Source organism: Pseudomonas sp. NPDC087029 (assembly GCF_044745345.1).
In the GTDB taxonomy this organism is placed as follows: domain Bacteria; phylum Pseudomonadota; class Gammaproteobacteria; order Pseudomonadales; family Pseudomonadaceae; genus Aquipseudomonas; species Aquipseudomonas faucium.
Map to the genome: position 1 here is coordinate 485,958 of NZ_JBIVAB010000001.1, position 16,487 is coordinate 502,444.

Annotated in this window: 18 protein-coding genes; 8 read left to right on the forward strand and 10 right to left on the reverse strand. The window is 65.1% G+C overall.

Annotation, left to right across the window (positions count from 1 at the left end):
• The first annotated feature begins 77 nt into the window (after nucleotides 1-77).
• From ACIPG5_RS02190 to betA, 3 genes are read left to right on the forward strand one after another with little or no spacing between them, the layout of a single operon-like run.
• On the forward strand, nucleotides 78-257 hold the full coding sequence (locus ACIPG5_RS02190) for a hypothetical protein (RefSeq protein ID WP_176515119.1): 180 nt from the start codon (nucleotides 78-80) through the stop codon (nucleotides 255-257).
• Nucleotides 254-1,738 carry a purine-cytosine permease family protein gene (locus ACIPG5_RS02195; RefSeq protein WP_401373093.1) on the forward strand — a complete coding sequence of 495 codons (1,485 nt, stop codon included), beginning with the start codon at nucleotides 254-256 and terminating at the stop codon, nucleotides 1,736-1,738. The genes ACIPG5_RS02190 and ACIPG5_RS02195 overlap by 4 nt, the downstream gene beginning before the upstream one ends.
• Nucleotides 1,731-3,413 (forward strand): choline dehydrogenase, encoded by a 1,683-nt coding sequence (gene betA, locus ACIPG5_RS02200; RefSeq protein ID WP_176515117.1) that lies wholly within the window; start codon nucleotides 1,731-1,733, stop codon nucleotides 3,411-3,413. The genes ACIPG5_RS02195 and betA overlap by 8 nt, the downstream gene beginning before the upstream one ends.
• Before the next feature lie 54 nt (nucleotides 3,414-3,467).
• Here the strand turns inward: betA and ACIPG5_RS02205 are convergent, their stop codons facing one another.
• Entirely contained in the window at nucleotides 3,468-3,653 is a 186-nt protein-coding gene (locus tag ACIPG5_RS02205; protein ID WP_176515115.1) for a hypothetical protein, read from the reverse strand.
• A 683-nt stretch (nucleotides 3,654-4,336) separates the two neighbouring features.
• Here ACIPG5_RS02205 and ACIPG5_RS02210 point away from each other — a divergent pair.
• Complete coding sequence (locus tag ACIPG5_RS02210; protein WP_176515113.1) at nucleotides 4,337-4,531, forward strand: hypothetical protein; 195 nt, start codon at nucleotides 4,337-4,339, stop codon at nucleotides 4,529-4,531.
• Nucleotides 4,532-4,650: 119 nt separating this feature from the next.
• On the opposite strand, the gene ACIPG5_RS02215 is transcribed toward ACIPG5_RS02210, so the two are convergent.
• Entirely contained in the window at nucleotides 4,651-5,568 is a 918-nt protein-coding gene (locus ACIPG5_RS02215; RefSeq protein WP_401373097.1) for a LysR substrate-binding domain-containing protein, read from the reverse strand.
• A gap of 99 nt (nucleotides 5,569-5,667) precedes the next feature.
• On the opposite strand from ACIPG5_RS02215, the gene ACIPG5_RS02220 reads away from it, so the two are divergent.
• Nucleotides 5,668-6,429, forward strand: a complete 762-nt coding sequence (locus tag ACIPG5_RS02220) for a TSUP family transporter (RefSeq protein ID WP_176515109.1) — start codon at nucleotides 5,668-5,670, stop codon at nucleotides 6,427-6,429.
• Between the two features lies 1 nt (nucleotide 6,430).
• Here ACIPG5_RS02220 and ACIPG5_RS02225 read toward each other — a convergent pair whose 3' ends face one another.
• The 4 genes from ACIPG5_RS02225 to ACIPG5_RS02240 form a co-directional block, all read right to left on the reverse strand.
• A complete protein-coding gene (locus ACIPG5_RS02225; RefSeq protein WP_401373099.1) occupies nucleotides 6,431-7,852 on the reverse strand; it encodes a diguanylate cyclase in 1,422 nt (473 codons plus the stop codon).
• A 139-nt stretch (nucleotides 7,853-7,991) separates the two neighbouring features.
• On the reverse strand, nucleotides 7,992-9,821 hold the full coding sequence (locus ACIPG5_RS02230) for an SLC13 family permease (protein ID WP_176515105.1): 1,830 nt from the start codon (nucleotides 9,819-9,821) through the stop codon (nucleotides 7,992-7,994).
• 121 nt (nucleotides 9,822-9,942) lie between these two features.
• Nucleotides 9,943-10,323 (reverse strand): glycine zipper domain-containing protein, encoded by a 381-nt coding sequence (locus ACIPG5_RS02235; RefSeq protein ID WP_236235433.1) that lies wholly within the window; start codon nucleotides 10,321-10,323, stop codon nucleotides 9,943-9,945.
• Between the two features lie 51 nt (nucleotides 10,324-10,374).
• Entirely contained in the window at nucleotides 10,375-10,551 is a 177-nt protein-coding gene (locus ACIPG5_RS02240) for a hypothetical protein (RefSeq protein ID WP_176515102.1), read from the reverse strand.
• Nucleotides 10,552-10,775: 224 nt separating this feature from the next.
• Here ACIPG5_RS02240 and ACIPG5_RS02245 point away from each other — a divergent pair, with 224 nt between their 5' ends.
• From ACIPG5_RS02245 to ACIPG5_RS02255, 3 genes are read left to right on the forward strand one after another with little or no spacing between them, the layout of a single operon-like run.
• Nucleotides 10,776-11,936, forward strand: a complete 1,161-nt coding sequence (locus ACIPG5_RS02245) for a GGDEF domain-containing protein (protein ID WP_286912131.1) — start codon at nucleotides 10,776-10,778, stop codon at nucleotides 11,934-11,936.
• 40 nt (nucleotides 11,937-11,976) lie between these two features.
• Complete coding sequence (locus ACIPG5_RS02250) at nucleotides 11,977-12,327, forward strand: hypothetical protein (RefSeq protein ID WP_176515098.1); 351 nt, start codon at nucleotides 11,977-11,979, stop codon at nucleotides 12,325-12,327.
• A gap of 50 nt (nucleotides 12,328-12,377) precedes the next feature.
• The gene (locus ACIPG5_RS02255; RefSeq protein WP_401373103.1) at nucleotides 12,378-13,199 is read left to right on the forward strand and encodes a class I SAM-dependent methyltransferase; all 822 of its coding nucleotides are present in this window, start codon (nucleotides 12,378-12,380) and stop codon (nucleotides 13,197-13,199) included.
• Here the strand turns inward: ACIPG5_RS02255 and ACIPG5_RS02260 are convergent, their stop codons facing one another.
• From ACIPG5_RS02260 to ACIPG5_RS02275, 4 genes are all read right to left on the reverse strand, one after another.
• Nucleotides 13,200-13,967, reverse strand: coding sequence for an SDR family oxidoreductase (locus ACIPG5_RS02260; RefSeq protein ID WP_176515094.1), 768 nt, complete (start codon nucleotides 13,965-13,967; stop codon nucleotides 13,200-13,202).
• A 23-nt stretch (nucleotides 13,968-13,990) separates the two neighbouring features.
• Nucleotides 13,991-15,058: a phosphotransferase family protein gene (locus ACIPG5_RS02265; RefSeq protein ID WP_401373105.1), complete on the reverse strand. Its 1,068-nt coding sequence runs from the start codon at nucleotides 15,056-15,058 to the stop codon at nucleotides 13,991-13,993.
• A 192-nt stretch (nucleotides 15,059-15,250) separates the two neighbouring features.
• Nucleotides 15,251-15,568: an SCP2 sterol-binding domain-containing protein gene (locus tag ACIPG5_RS02270; protein ID WP_176515090.1), complete on the reverse strand. Its 318-nt coding sequence runs from the start codon at nucleotides 15,566-15,568 to the stop codon at nucleotides 15,251-15,253.
• Nucleotides 15,569-15,625: 57 nt separating this feature from the next.
• A complete protein-coding gene (locus ACIPG5_RS02275; RefSeq protein WP_401373108.1) occupies nucleotides 15,626-16,336 on the reverse strand; it encodes a histidine phosphatase family protein in 711 nt (236 codons plus the stop codon).
• Nucleotides 16,337-16,487: the final 151 nt, after the last annotated feature.

The window sequence follows — 16,487 nt, forward strand, 5'->3', positions numbered from 1 at the left end:
CCGTTGCCTTGAGGCGGCGGCGCGGCCGAATCGGCTTGCATCATATTCCAAGAACAAGAACCTACGAGGTGATGCCCATGAGCAGCGAAGTCGATGTGGAGCGTGCGCAAGACCTGGACAGGCGCCTGCGCGCCTATGAAGAACTGCAGGCCGGCCCGCGCTGGCCGGGGGCGTTGACCGCGACCGACGCCCTGCTGGTGGCCTTGCTGGCACTGGCCGTGATCATCGGCTTCTACCTGTGGGGAGGCCGGCCATGAGCAGCTCCCGTGAAGCGGAATTTCGCCTGGGCGCCGAGCGTGGCGACACGCCCTTGTTGCCCAGCGAGCGGGTCTGGGGTTTTTGGGGGTTCGCCTACGCCAATTCGGCGCTGGCCGTGGCCACCTGGGTGTTTCTCATCGGCGGCGCCACCGCGTTGTTCGTCGGGCCGCGCCAGGGCATCTGCGCGGTGGTCATCGGCAACATCATCGGGGTGATCCTCGCGGCCAGTTCCACCAGCCTGCCGTGCGGCAAGTATGGGCTGGAGCAGTTCACCTTCCTGCGCAGCATGTTCGGCATCAATGGCAGCCGGCTGGTGTATGTGCTGTCGGTGGTGGTGCTGACCATGGGCTGGCTGGCGGTGCTGGGCCTGATGTGCGGGCGTGCCCTGGACAACCTCGACACCCTGGTGCAACAGCGCCCGGCCGCTGCGGGCGATGGCTGGATCGTCACCGCTGGCGGCCTGCTGGCGATCGTGCTGGCAGCGGCGGTGGCCATGCGCGGGCCGGACATGATCCGGCGCCTGAGCGCGGTGATCGCGCCCAGCCTGATCCTGATCATGCTGGCGCTGATGTACCTGATCGCCCAGCGCTTCAGCATCGCTGAGCTGCTGGCCATGCCGCCCTTGCAGCCGCCGTTCGAAGACCCCCACGTCAACTTCATGATCGCGGTGGAAATCAACATCGCCGCGGGCTTTTCCTGGTGGCCTTACCTGGGCAATTTGTCGCGCTTGTGCCGCAACCAGCGCACCGCCTTCTGGCCCAACCTGGTCGGCATCTTCGGCGCAGCCTCGCTGGGCGAGACGGTCAGCCTGTTCGCCGCCTCGACCCTGGGCAGCAGCGACCCCACCACCTGGATGCGCCTGGCCGGCGGCCTTGGTTTTGGCGTGGTAGCGCTGAGTTTCCTGGCGCTGGCCAACCTCACCGGCATGGTCAATATCCTCTACACCGCGGTAATCGGCTTGCGCCAACTGGCCGGTGAGCGGATGCGGGCGATGCGCTGGGGTTTGCTGATCGCGCTGTTCTGCGTGATCCCGGTGGGCATCGTGCTGTTGCTGCCGGGCATCTACGACGGCTTCTTCATCTTTTTGGTGTGGACCTCCGCGCTCAACAGCGCCCTGGCCGGCATCGGCATTGCCGACTACTTCTTCCTGCGCCGCCAGCGCCTGAACCTGCGCCACTTGTACGCCGCGCAGCACGCTTCGCCGCTGCGCTTCTTCAAGGGCTTCAACCCCATCGCGCTGCTCGCGCTGGTGGCGGGCTTTGCCATCTACGTGGTGGTGTTCAACCCGCAGACGCTGGCCCATACCCCTTACTTCAGCTTCATCACCGCTTCCTTGCCGTCCTGCCTGCTGGCCGGGTTGGTCCACTACGGGTTGACCCGTGCGGTGGCCGCTCGCCTGGGCTGGGGCGGCTATCCACCGCGCAATGAACGCACCGTCGAGGCAGCGGGCCTGGGTGCCAAGGGCTACAGCAATGACTAAAAAATACGACTACATCATCATCGGTGCCGGGTCTGCCGGTTGTGTCCTGGCCAGCCGGCTGAGCGAGGATGCCAGCACCTCGGTGCTGGTGCTCGAATACGGCGGCAGCGACCGCAGCGTGCTGATCCAGATGCCCAGCGCCTTCTCCTTGCCGATGAACACCAAGAAGTACAACTGGCACTACGAGACCGCCTCCGAGCAGCACCTGGACGGCCGCCGCCTGCATTGCCCGCGGGGCAAGGTGCTGGGTGGCTCGTCGTCGATCAATGGCCTGGTGTACATCCGCGGCCATGCCCATGACTTCGACGAGTGGGAAAGCCTGGGAGCCAAGGGCTGGGGCTATCGCAACTGCCTGCCGTATTTCAAGCGTGCCGAGCAGTACAAGTTCGGCGGCGACGACTACCGCGGCGCCAACGGCCCGCTGGCCACCAACAACGGCAACAACATGCAGAACCCGCTGTATGGCGCCTGGATCGAGGCCGGCGCCGAGGCCGGCTACATCAAGACCGACGACTGCAACGGCTACATGCAGGAAGGCTTCGGCGCCATGCACATGACGGTCAAGGACGGCGTGCGCTGGTCCACGGCCAACGCCTACCTGCGCCCGGCCATGAGCCGGCCCAACCTGACCGTGGTCACCCACGCCATGACCCGGCGCATCCTGCTCGAGGGCAAGCGTGCGGTGGGGGTGGAATACGACGAAGGCGGGCAGACCCACAAGGTGTACTGCAACCGCGAGGTGCTGGTGGCGTCCGGCCCGATCGGCTCGCCGCACCTGCTGCAGCGCTCAGGCATAGGCCCCGAGGCGGTATTGCGCAAGGCCGGCATCGAGGTGCGCCACGACCTGCCGGGGGTGGGTGAAAACCTGCAGGACCATTCGGAAATCTACATCCAGTACGCCTGCAAGGAGCCGGTCACCCTCAATGGCAAGATGAGCCTGCTGGGCAAGGCGCTGATCGGCCTGCGCTGGCTGTTGTTCAAGGACGGCCTGGGCGCCAGCAACCATTTCGAGGCGGGGGGGTTCATCCGCTCGGCCAAGGGCCTGCGCTGGCCTGATATCCAGTTCCACTTCCTGCCGGCGGCCATGCGCTATGACGGCAACAAACCGTTCAAGGGGCATGGCTTCATGGTGCTCACCGGGCCCAACAAGCCCAAGAGCCGCGGCCACGTGCGGGCGCTGTCGGGCGACCCGTACCAGCACCCGGAAATCCGCTTCAACTACCTGGAGCGCGAAGAAGACCGCGAAGGCTTCCGCCGCTGCGTGCACCTGACCCGCGAAATCATCGGCCAGCCGGCCATGGACCGGTTCCGTGGCGAGGAGCTGGCGCCAGGGGCGCATGTGCAGACCGACGAGCAGATCGACGCCTTCGTGCGCGCCAACATGGAAAGCACCATGCACCCGTGCGGCTCCTGCCGCATGGGCGAGGACGACATGGCGGTGGTCGATTCGCAGTTGCGCGTGCATGGGCTGCAAGGCCTGCGGGTGATCGATTCGTCGGTGTTCCCCAGCGAACCCAACGGCAACCTCAACGCACCGACCATCATGCTCGCCGAACGCGCCGCAGACCTGGTGCGCGGGCGCACGCCACTGGCAGCTGCCGAGGTCGCGATAGGGCTGGTGGGTGACTGGGAGCAGAAGCAACGCAGCCACGCGCCTGCGCGTCGGGTGAGCTGAAGGGCCTTCATCGTCAGCAGAGCAGGGGCTGGCTGCGCAAGCCCCTGCAGGCTTTCACTGCAGGGTGGGCGATTGCAGCGCGGCCGGGAGCTGCGCCAGGGTTTCCTCGACGCGGGCGATTTTCAGTGCAAGCTCGTCGGCTTCTTCGTCGTTGCCTGCGGCTCGCAGCCGGTCACGGGTCTGGCGCAGGGTGAGGAGGGTCTTTTGCAGTTTCAGGGCAGCGGCTGTGTACGTATCCATATGTTTCTCAAGCGCGGTAGGCGTCCTTGCCGTTGTAGGAAAAAGGACCGTAGCAGCTCGAAAACCCTGATCAAACTGGGCGTTCATACAGGAGAAGGCAGTTACCTGCCTTTTTCCTACAGTCACGAGAAAACTTTCCTACAAATCTGCACGGCAGATGTTTCTGATCGTTAATGCGTACTTGCAGGCCCGGCCCGTGCAGGGCGGGGGTTGCAGGCGTGCAGTGGCAGGCCGGCGCGCTGGCGTTGGCCAAACAGGTGTTTCATTGCTGATGGAAACCTTATGTAGCAATTGCTCCGGCATCCGCCCCAGTGTCCCCCGCCGTGCGGCCAATGCCCAGGCCCCGATCCGTTGGCTCGCCAACCCATCTGATCCGCTTTTTTTCGTCGAACCTGAATCTGTAACCGTATCAGCCTGACGTCGACAATGTGCTTGTCCCAACATCACTTTGAAGAGGTTCCGATGGGCAAGCTCGCACTGTTTCTGGGTGGCTTTCTGCTGCTGACCATTCTGATTGGCTTGCTCGGCACCATTCCGCCAAGCTGAGGGCAGTGCTACCCGGTTGCACCACTGGACCGGTGGTCGCTGCAAGTCGTTCTCAAGTGCAAATGGCTCGTGTAGTCTCCCGCGTCACAATGGGTCGCGACAGCGAGCCGGCCATTTGCCTGGGAGCCAATACATAGATGGAATGCAAGAAGGCCACTTCAGCCATGCTGGAGTGGCGTAGCCGTTTTCTCGCCAACGGCATTCTCGACGAGGATGAGTACGATCAGGCCTTGCGCAGCGCCGAAGCGCTGGAGCATGCGGGGGTGATCAGCGCGGGTGATTGGATCGAGCTGGTGCGGGCTGCGAATGCGGCGTTGCTGGCGGTGAGATAAGTCCTTCTTTGCATGAGGAAATCTGTCCACAAAAAACGTGGGTAGGTCTGTGGATAAAACGCTGTAGGCCAGGCGGGCGGCGGGCTCTGTTAAATTGAACAGAATTTGAACAGCCAATATCAGGGCTGTTCACTGGCCGCCTCACCGGCCTGGCGCAGGGCCAGCAACAGTTCACGCACGCGCGCCGGCAGCTCGCCGGCGGGGTACACCGCGTGCATCTGTGGGTCTTGCCCGGTGCTGGAGGTCAGCCGGTAATCGGCGCACACCCGTACCAGGCGCCCGGCCTTTACCTGGGCTTCGCCCACCCAATCCGCCAGGCGCGCAATGCCGGCCCCGGCCAGGGCGCTGTGGTAGACCGCAACGCCCGAGTTCAGGCGCAGGCGTGGGTGCGGGCGCAAGCTGGTGATGCGCCCGTCACGGCTGAAGTGCCAGGCCTTGAGGATGCGCGGCGCGGTGTGCAGGATCAGCGCGTGGTCCGCCAGCTGCTCCGGTTCCTGGGGTATGCCGGTGCGGGCCAGGTAGCCGGGGCTGGCGTAGAGATGCCGGCGGTAGCGCCACAAGGGGTAGCCGATCAACTCGCTCGACTGCGGGAATGCGCCGCGCACCACGAAATCGAGCTTGCCCTGCAACGGGTCGATGGCCTCGTCACGGTACTGCACGTCCAGCGTCACCTGCGGGTGGCGCTGGGAAAAGGCCGCCAGCATGCCGGGCAGCACATGCTCGGCGAGCAGCTGCGGCACCGCGAAGCGGATCCAGCCCTGGGCGCTGCCGCTGAGCGCTGCCAGCTCATCGGCAGCATCGCGTTGCACATCCAGCAAGCGTTCGGCATGCGGCAGCAGGCGCTCGCCGGCTTCGCTGAGGGTCACGGCGTTGGCGTTGCGCACCAGCAGCTTGCACCCGGTGTGGTCTTCCAGGGTTTGTACCGCGCGGGTGATGGCGCTGGGCGAGCGGCCCAGGGCGCGCGCCGCGGCGACGAAGCTGCGCTTGTGCGCAACGCTGACGAATGCCTGGATTTCGCGCAGCATGTCCAATGCCATGGAGGGTTCCTCGTTGCAGTTTTCGCAATATGGCATTTCAACACAAGCGCGGCGCTTTGATTAGCCTTGCAGTTTGCCTTCACTGCCTGGAACCGCGCCATGATGGATATCGCCGTACTTTCCCTGTTCGCCTTCGCCGCCGGCCTGATCGATGCCGCCGTGGGAGGCGGTGGGCTGATCCAGATCCCGGCGCTGTTCAACGTGCTGCCTAGCGCGCAGCCGGCGGCCTTGCTGGGCAGCAACAAGCTGGCGTCGGTGTGCGGCACGGCCTTTGCCGCGCGTTCGTTCATCCGCAAGGTGACCCTGGACTGGGGCCTGATCGTGCCGGCTGCCCTCAGTGCCTTCGTCATGTCGTTCGCAGGGGCCGCCACGGTGTCGCTGGTGCCGCCCAGCGTGATGCGCCCGGCGGTGCTGGTGATGATCGTGCTGATGGCCATCTACACCTTCTGCAAGAAGGACTTCGGCACCTTGCACGCCCCGGCCAAGATCGGCCGCAAGGAGCAGTGCCTGGCGGTGCTGATCGGCGGCGCCATCGGCTTCTACGACGGCCTGTTCGGGCCAGGCACCGGCAGCTTCCTGATCTTCCTGTTCATCCGCTTCTTCGCCCTGGACTTCCTGCACGCCTCGGCGTCGGCCAAGGTGGTCAACATCGCCACCAACCTGGCGGCGCTGGTGTTCTTCGTACCCTCCGGCAACGTGCTGTACGCCATCGCCTTGCCAATGGCCGCGTGCAACATCCTCGGCGCCCTGACCGGCACCTGGCTGGCGGTGCGCAAGGGCGCAGGGTTCGTTCGCGGCTTGTTCCTGGTGCTGTTGTGCGTGCTGATCGCCAAGCTGTCCTGGGATTTGCTGGCCGGCTGAGTCACACCACCTGGCGCTGCGTCTCGGCCTGCTCCACGCGGTTGCGCCCGTGGGCCTTGGCGCGGTAGAGGGCGTGGTCGGCGCGCGCCATCAGCACGTCCAGGCTTGGCGCCTCGGTGTCGGCGGCGCAGCCGTCAAGGCCGATGCTCACGGTAATCTGCAGGCGCGCATCGCCGTGCACCACATGCAGGTCCTGCACCGCCCGGCGCAGGCGTTCGGCGGTGAACTGCGCGCGGTCTGGCGCCAGGCCTGGGAGGATCACCACGAACTCTTCGCCGCCCATGCGCGCCAGCAGTTCGTCCTCGTGCAGCTGGTCTTGCAAGGTGCGCGCGAAGTGGCGCAGTACCTGGTCGCCCACGGCATGGCCGTAGCGGTCGTTGATCGATTTGAAATGGTCGATGTCGAGCATCATCAAGGTCAGCGGCACGGCCTGGGCATGCTGCTGGCGGCTTTCGAGCAGGGCGTTGGCGCGGCGGGTGAAGGCGCTGCGGGTGAGCACGCCGGTCAGATGATCAATGGTGGCCTGGTGCGCCAGGCGCGCGAGCAGGCTGCGGTTGGCCTGGCTGACGCAGGCGACCACCAGCGGCCCCAGCACCAACATGGCGATGCCCAGGCGCGCCGACATCAGCGTGGTGACCCCAGGCTCGCTCTGCGGCACGCTGAAGTGCATGAGGTTCTGCGCCACGGCAACGATCAGCGTGCTGCCGGCGGTGAGCGTCAGCAACGAAACCAGGAAGGGTGAGTAGGTCCAGGCGCACCAGAGCAGGGCGGCGATCGGGAAGGCGATGGCCCCAGGCCCGCCAAAGCCGATGCTAAACGCCAGCGAGCCCAGCAGCACCAGCAGCGGCGCCAGGCGGATCGCCTGGTAGCTGCGCAGCAATGCGCGGGCCGAAGGCGCGGTCAGCAACACCGGCAGCACCAGCACGCTGGTCGAGAACTGTTCGCTGAACCAGGCCAGCCAGGTCGTGCGCAGGGACTGCTCGAACCACGGCGCGGCCACCACGCAGGCCAGGCTCGCCGCCACCATGGCGCCCGCCGCGCAGGCGCCGAACACGCTCAGCACGCCATACGGGCTGCGCATGCGCCGGTGCAGGCGGGGCAGGCGTGACAGCAGCAACCACACGGTCACCACCACGCCCAGGTTGGCCAGGTTCAGCCACAAGGCGGGCGCCCAGGCACTCCCGCACAGGAAGTCGGCCGCGACCATCGCCAGCCACACCAGGGCGAAGCCGATCACCCCGGCCTGGCGCGGATAGCGCAACAGCACGCCGGCCAGCACCGCATTCACCGGCCAGAACAGCGACAGGGATTCGATCGGCCGGGCCAGGATGCCGCCCACGGTGAGGGCGAAGGTCAGGCCGAACAGTGCAAGGTAGGGCAACAGGCGCGATTGTGCTGGAAAAACCATAGGCTCGACCGACAAGCGGAGACGAAATCCAGGACAACGGCTGTAGGCACCTGGGGCAATGACACCTCAGTGTGTTTGTACAGGGTACTTGATGTCAATCTGCCGCGATCTGTAGGGATAATATCCAAATGCCACCATTGTGCGCGGGATTGTCCTACAAACCAAAGAACCAAGGCACCATCAACACCGTGACCACCATCACCAGCAAGGTGAACGGCACACCCACCTTGACGAAGTCGCCAAAGCGGTACTGGCCGGGGCCGAGCACCAGGGTGTTCACCGGCGAGGACACCGGCGTCATGAACGCCGCCGAAGCCGCCAGGGCCACGGTCATGGCGAACGGGTAGGGCGACAGGCCCAGTTGCGTGGCCGTGCTGATCGCCACCGGCGCCATCAGCACGGCGGTGGCGGTGTTGGAGATGAACAGGCCGATCACCGCCGTGACCATGAACAGGCAGGCCAGCATGGCGATCGGCCCGGCACCGCCGAGCAGGCTGACCAGCCCGCCGACCGCCAGGTCGATGCCGCCGGTCTTCTGCAAGGCCTGGGCAAACGGCAGCATGCCGACGATCAGCACCAGGCTTTGCCAGTGGATGGCCCGGTAGGCGCTGTTCATGTCGATGCAGCGCCCGGCGCCCATCAGCAGGCAGCCGATCAGCGCGGCAATCACATTGGGCACCGCGCCGCTGACCATCAGCCCGACCATCACCGCCAGGCTGATCAACGCATAGGGCGCGCGGGTGCGGGCCGGGGCAACCTGGTCGATCTCGGCCGGCAGGCTCAACACCAGAAAGTCCTTGGGCTGGCTCTGCAGCAGGCGCACGGCCTTCCATGGGCCGACCACCAGCAGGGTGTCACCCAGGCGCAGCTTTTCTTCCACCAACTGCTCCTCGATCGCCGCCTGGTCACGGCGCAGGCCGACCACGTTGAGGTCGTAGCGGGTGCGGAAGGCCAGTTCGAGAATGCTCTTGCCGATCAGCTTGGAGCCTGGCGGCAGGGAAACTTCGGCCATGCCCAGCTCCTGGGACTGGTCGATGAAATAGGCCGCCTTGAAGTGCAGCGGCTCCAGCTGCATGGTCTGGCACAGGCTGCGCAGGTCGTCGCGGTTGGCGAACAGGTCGAGCAGCAGCACATCACCCTGGTGCAGCACGGTGCTGGAATCGGCGGCAATTACCCGGGTGGTGAACTTGTGCTGGCGCTCGATGCCGATCACGTTGGCGCCATGCCGGGTGCGCAGCTCCAGCTCGCCCAGGGTATGGCCGATCAGCGGCGACTGTGGGCGGATCCGCAGGCGCCGCTCGCGGCCATTGAGCTTGTAGTCGAGCACCAGGTCGAGCAGGGTGCGGCGGGTTTCCACCCGGCCATCCTTGCGCACTTCGCCATTGAGCCAGTGGCGGGTCAGCAGCATGTAGCCGACGCCCAGCACCAGCACCACCAGGCCGAACGGGGTAAAGCTGAAGAAGCTGAAACCGGGCAAGCCATGGCGCACCAGCTCGCTGTGCACCACCACGTTGGGCGGCGTGGCCACCAGGCTGAGCATGCCGCTGATCAGGCCGGCGAAGCTCAGCGGCATCATCAGCCGGCTGGGGGAAATCTTCAGGCGTGCGGCAATGCTCAGCACCACCGGGATGAAGATCGCCACCACGCCGGTCGAGCTCATCACCGAGCCCAGCCCGGCCACCGACACCATCAGCAACACCAGCAGGCGCGCCTCGCTGTTGCCGGCGCGTTCACTCATCCATTCGCCGATGCGGTAGGCGATGCCGGTGCGCACCAGCCCCTCGCCGATCACGAACAGCGCGGCGATCAGCACCACGTTGGGGTCGCTGAAGCCGGCCAGGGCCTGTTCCACGGTGAGGATGCCCGACAAGGGCAGGGCGAGGATCACCAGCAGGGCGACCACATCCATGCGCGGGCGGTTGATGACGAAGAGGACGACGACGACGGCCAGCAGGCCGAGGACCCAGAGCAATTCCTGGTTCATGGGGCGGGGATGTTCCTTCACACAAGGGGCACAGTAGACAGTAGCAGCCAGTGTGGCAGGTGCAGGTGAAGGGGGTATTGATGAACATCAGGGCCGCGAGGCGGCCCTGAGTGCGCCGCCATCAGTGGTGGCGGTGGTGCTTCTTGCTGTTGCTGCCCATGTGGTTGCCCAGGGCGCTACCGGCTGCGCCGCCCAGGCCGGCACCGATGGTCGAGCCGGACGAGCCGCCGACCTTGCGGCCAATCACCGAACCGCCGGCCGAACCCAGGCCGCCGCCGATGGCCGCTTCGGTGCGGTTGCCTTTGTTGGCGCCTACCGCACCGGCCGCGGCGCCGCCCAGGCCAGCGCCGATGGCCGCGCCGGTGCTGCCACCGATTTGCTGGCCGACCACGTTACCCAGGGCACCCCCCAGGCCACCGCCAATGGCGGCGCTGCCGTCACCGGCGAAAGCGCCCTGGCACAAGAGCAGGCCAAGGGCAAGGGAAGGCAAAGTCAGACGCATGATAGAAGCCTCGGAAAAATCATCAGGTTGTAAGTGGATTGAAAAGACGTCTTAGCGGTAGTCGCGGTCACGGTAGCGGTTGTCATCGTCGCGCTCGTAGCGCGGGTGGTGACGATGGTCACGATCGCCATCGCGCCAGCCATCGTCGTCATCGTGGTAACGGTGGTGGTGGCAGCCGGCAACCAACAGGAAGGCGGCGATCAGCGAGCAGCTTGCAAGGCGGGTCATCACGATATAGGTCCTTGATCCGCATAGGTTTACGGGGCACTGCCTGAGACTGGAAACGATCCATTTTGTTTCCGGGAGGGTGGTTTTTTTGTTGCGTGGACGATGAACGGCGTGCCTTGCGGCTGCTGTTCTGTCCCGTTCGGTCATGGCCGCCGCGCGCCTTGGCCCATAGACTGCTGGGCAGGCCGCACTGAAGACGGCTAGCTGCCACACGGTGAATCACGATGATCGCCCACACCCCCACGCTGTTCGCAGCCGTTGCCCTGGTGGCAACCATCCTCGCTTTCTGCCTGCTGCTGGTCGGCCCGTCGAATCGGCGTAACGATGTGTGGCTGACCGGCTGCGGGCTGCTTGCCCATGCCTTGGCCTACGTCTGTTACACCGTGTATGGCCATGCGCCGCTGTGGCTGAGCTATGGCGTGGGCAACAGCTTGCTGTCGCTGGCGCTGGCGTTCTATTCGGCGAGCCTGTTCCGCGTGCGCGAACAGGCCATGCCGTGGCGGCTGATCTTCATCATCCCGGCGTGCATGCTGGTGGGCCTGATGCTGCTGCTCGACACCCTGGAGCCGCGCATGTTGCTGGCGACTTTGGTGCTGATGCTGCAGTGCGCGCTGATCCTGTACTGGGCGCGGCGTTACGCCGAGCGCCCGGGCAGGGCGCACCTGTTGCTGGAAATCGGTGCGCTGATCAGCCTGGTCGGCCTGGGCATGCGTGCCGTGGCGGTGCTCGGCGGCACCGCCGTGGAGATGCGCTACGACACCAGCAACCTCAAGCAGAGTATTTCCGTGGCGATCGGCACGGTCACGGTGATGATGTATTCGATCGGCCTGGTGCTGATGGCCAAGGAGCGCAGCGAGGCGCGCCTGCAGCACCTGGCCTTGCGCGATGTGCTGACCGGCGCCTTCAACCGCCGGGCGATTCTGGAGCGCTTTGCCGTGGCGCTGGACCGCGCCCGCGGCGAGCAGAGCCACCTGGCGGTGGCCATGATCGACATCGACCATTTCAAGCGTATCAACGACCTGTACGGCCACCTGGCCGGTGACGAGGTGCTGTGCCATTGCGTGCGCCAGTTGCAGCAGCGCATGCGCCAGGGCGACAGCATGGGCCGCTACGGTGGCGAGGAGTTTCTGCTGCTGTTGCCGCATGCCGACCGCGACGGCGCGTTGCAGGCGCTGCAGGCGTTGCGCGAGGCCATCGCGACGAGCCCGGCGCATTTTGCCGGCGACGAGATTGCGCTGCGTTTCAGTGTTGGCCTGTGGTGCGGCATACCTGGCCCGCATGACAGCACCGCAAGCCTCTTGGCCCAGGCCGATGCGGCGCTGTACCAGGCCAAGGCAGCAGGGCGCAACGCGGTGCGCATGGCGGCGTTGGTCGGGGCCGGATGAAGTGCTAGAGTCGCTTTCTTTTTTGCCCCGAGGATGGAACATGCGAGCAATTTTGCCGATGGCTGCGGCACTGGTGTTGGTCGGTTGCGCTAGCGCGACCATGGACGCGGCCCGTGGCGGCAAGCCGGCTGCGCAACTGGCCTCGCAGAAGGCGCCGGAGCTGGTGGCGCAGTGCATCCAGTTCAGCTGGCAGAAGGAAGAGGTGTTCGGCGATGACGCCAGTGGCTACCTGGAGCCTCGCAAGCAGGGCGGCCTGACTGTTTATACCCGCGAAGCCGAGTCGTTCGTCGATGTGTATTCGCAGGCGGGCGGCACCCGGGTGGATTACTACGCACAGAAAAACGATGGCGTTGCCCTGCAGCGCCGGGCCGCAGCGGCCACCTGCCTGTAAGGTGCGCCGAGCTGTTGGTCGAGACCAGGAGCAGAGCAAGGATGGCTGACGTGGACCGCTCACAGCAATTGAACCGTGACAGCTGGGATGAGCGTGCGCCGCTGCATGCGGCGTCTAAGGACTATGAAGTCGAGCGCCTGGTCGGCGAGCCGGAGCATCTGTCCGAAACCGTGCGTTTCGACCTGCCGCGGCTAGGCGACATCCGTGGCCTGCGCGCGGTCCACCTGCAATGCCACATCGGCACCGATACCCTGTCGCTGGCGCGGCTGGGTGCCCAGGTGTGCGGCCTGGACTATTCCGCTGCATCGCTGCTCGAAGCCAGGCGCCTGGCCGAGCGCTGCGCCACGGCCATCGACTACGTGCAGGCCGACGTCTACGAGGCGCACCAGGTGCTGCCCGCCGGCAGTTTCGACCTGGTCTACACCGGCATCGGTGCATTGTGCTGGCTGCCCCGCATCGAGCCCTGGGCGCGCACCGTGGCGGCCTTGCTCAAGCCGGGTGGGCGCCTGTTCCTGCGTGATGGTCACCCGATGCTGATGGCCATCAACGAAGACCATCAAGACCGGCTGCAACTGGAATATCCGTACTTCGAGCACGAAGCGCCGACGGTATGGCACACCGACCAGAGCTATGTCGACAGCGACCAGCGCCTGACCCGCACCGAAACCCATGAATGGAACCATGGCATGGGTGAGCTGATCAGCGCCTTGCTCGCCCATGGCCTACGACTGACCGGCCTGGTGGAGCACCAGAGCCTGCCCTGGGAGGCCCTGCCGGGGCAGATGGACAAAGGCGCTGATGGCGAATGGCGGTTGCGCCATGCGCCCCAGCGCCTGCCGCTGAGCTACACCCTGCAGGCGATCAAGGCCTGATCAGGACAGGTAGCCGCCGTCGACGTTGAGCGCGGTGCCGGTGGTGTAGCTGGACGCTTCGCTGGCCAGGTACAGCACGGCGCCGGCCATTTCCTTGGGGTCGGCCACGCGCTTGAGCGGGATCTGCTGCAGCGCGCCCTTGAGGATGGCGTCGTTCTTCACCAGCGCCGAGGCGAACTTGGTGTCGGTCAGGCCCGGCAGCAGGGCGTTGCAGCGGATGCCGAACTGCGCGCACTCCTTGGCGAAGACTTTGGTCATGTTGATCACCGCCGCCTTGGTCACCGAATAGATGCCCTGGAAGTGCCCGGGTGATACGCCGTTGATCGATGCCACGTTGATGATGCTGCCGCCGCCGTTCTCGCGCATGAGCTTGCCGGCTTCCACCGACATGAAGAAGTAGCCGCGGATGTTCACGTCGACGGTCTTCTGGAAGGCGCCGGGGTCGGTGTCCAGCACGTTGCAGAACTGCGGGTTGGTGGCGGCGTTGTTGACCAGCACGTCCAGGCGGCCGAATTGCTCGCGGATGGCGGCGAAGGCCTGCTGGATCTGCTCCAGCTCACCGATGTGGCAGGCAATCGCCGTGGCCTTGCCGCCGGCGGCGATGATCGCCTCGGCCACCTGCTGGCAGCCCTCGAGCTTGCGGCTGGAAACGATCACATGGGCACCTTGCTGGGCCAGCAGGTGGGCAATGGCCTCGCCGATGCCACGGCTGGCACCGGAGACGAAAGCGACCTTGCCGTCGAGGTCGAACAGGTGAGTCTTGGACATGCTGTTTTCCTTGTTGTCTGTCGTCAGAGCGTGGACTTGCCGATGACCTGCAGGCTCATCTGCTCCAGCAGCCGGTTCATGTGGATGAACTGGGCGAAGCGTTTGTCCTGGGTCTGGCCGTGGTAGAAGCGGTAGTAGATCTGCTGCACGATGCCGGCCAGGCGGAACAGGCCGTAGCAATAGTAGTAATCGAAGTTGTCCAGGGTGATGCCGGCGCGCTCGGCGTAGTAGTCGACGAACTGGCGACGGCTGAGCATGCCCGGGGCGTTGCTTGGCTGGCGACGCATCAGCTGCACCGGCGCCGGGTCGCTGGCCTCGATCCAGTAGGCCAGGCTGTTGCCCAGGTCCATCAGCGGGTCGCCGATCGTGGCCATTTCCCAGTCGAGCACGCCGATGATGCGCATCGGGTTGTCGGCGTCGAGGATCACGTTGTCGAAGCGGTAGTCGTTGTGCACGATGCCGGGGCGCGGGTGGTCGGCCGGCATCTTCTCGCGCAGCCAGGCGATGACTTGCTCCCAGCGTGGCGCGTCGGGGGTCAGGGCTTTTTCGTAACGGCTGGTCCAGCCTTCGATCTGGCGCTGCACGTAGCCTTCGGGCTTGCCCAGGTCGGCCAGGCCGCAGGCGTTGTAGTCGACCTGGTGCAGCTCCACCAGGCGGTCGATGAAGCTTTTGCACAGCGCTTCGGTGCGCGAGGCATCCAGGCCCAGTTCGGCCGGGATGTCCGAGCGCAGGATGATGCCCTTGACCCGCTCCATCACGTAGAACTCGCCGCCGATCAGGGTTTCATCGGTGCAGTGTGCGTAGGCCCTGGGGCAGTAGGGGAAACCGCTGTTGAGCTGGTTGAGGATGCGAAATTCGCGGCCCATGTCGTGGGCCGACTTGGCTTTCTGGCCGAACGGCGGGCGGCGCAGCACGTACTCGTGGCCCGGGTAGGCGACCAGGTAGGTCAGGTTGGACGCGCCACCTGGAAACTGGCTGATCTTCGGGGTGCCGGCAAGGCCCGGGATGTGGGCCTTGAGGTAAGGATCGATGACGGCCGCGTCGAGTTCTTCGCCGGGGCGTACCTGGGTGGACTGGTCGGTGAGCGTCATGCGTTTTCCTTATTTTCTAGCGCAAGGACTATTGGCTAATCTAATGGCCTTGCTGCGCTGGAACAAGCGTGCCAGGTGCCATATAGGTGTGGGTGTTGCTGGCCGATCACTGCACCGAATGCCGCGGGCAGGGCAAAAAAAAACCGAAGCCGGTCAGGCTTCGGTTTTCGTCTCGCTCGGTGTGCCCGTCACTCAGGAAGGGAACAGCTCGCTGAGTTTCATCGACAGCATCATGTCGCCTTCGACGCGCAGCTTGCCGCCCATGAAGGCCTGCATGCCGTCGGTTTCGCCGCTGACGATGCCCTTGAGGGTTTCGCTGTCCATGACCAGGGTGCAGTTGGCGTCCGGGTTCTCACCTTCCTGCAGGTCGCAGGTGCCGTCCTTGACGATCAGTGCATAGTGCTTGTCTTCATCGGTGATGTTGAAGCCGAACACCAGATCCAGGCCTGCGGCTGCGGCTGGGTTGAACTTCTTTTGCATCTCTTTAACGGCATCAGCTACGGAGGTCATGGTGCATTCCTTATAGAGTGATATTCACGTCCACGCAGGGACAACAACAGGCCGGGCTCAGCGATAAGTGATGAGCTCCGGCACCTTCAACAGCTGCACATGGGCTTGGCTGTTGAAGGAGGCCAGTGCCACGTCGCGGCCGCGGAACTTCAGCTGGCTGAGCGACGTGTTGATGATTTGCCAGTTCAGCGCGAAGGCTTGGCTGGGGGTAATACCGGTAACCAGGTGGAGCAGGGCGGCAATGGTACCGCCGGAGGTGAACACGGCGATGTTGTCGCCGCTGCCGGCGTTGTCCAGCACACGCTGCAGGCCGGCTTGCACCCGAGCGGTAAATGCCTGCCAGGTCTCAAGGCCATCGTCGGCATGCTCGCCGGCGTGCCAGCGCTGCACCATCAGGGCGAACAGGCGCTGGAACTCGCTGCGGTTCTGCGCGCCGTTGCGCAGGATTTCTCGCGCATTCGGCTCATCGGCCAGCAGGCCCGGCAGCAGTGCGCGGATCACACCGTCGGCATCGAACTCATTGAATGCCGGGTCGGTCTCAATGGCCGGTACTGCGCAGCCGTTGCCGTGCATCGTCTCCAGCGCGAGCCGGGCAGTGTCCTGCTGGCGGCGCAGGTCGCCGGCCACGCAGCGGTCCAGGTGCAGGCCAAGCGCGGCCATGTGGTCGCCCAGCGCCTGGCTCTGGCGAATGCCCAGCGGCGACAGGACGTCGTAGTCGTCGGCACCGAAGGAGGCTTGGCCATGTCGGATCAGGTAGAGGTTGCCCACGAAAGTATCCGGCCGCTTGAAGATTGCTGCGAGGTTAGGATGCGCCACACGGGCTGTCAACGAAAAAACATACAAGCGTTTGAAAAGGTTGTTTGAACTGTGTTGCCGCCCTTTGCCTCGGCTGGCAGCGTCTTCAGAGCCCCGGTATGCT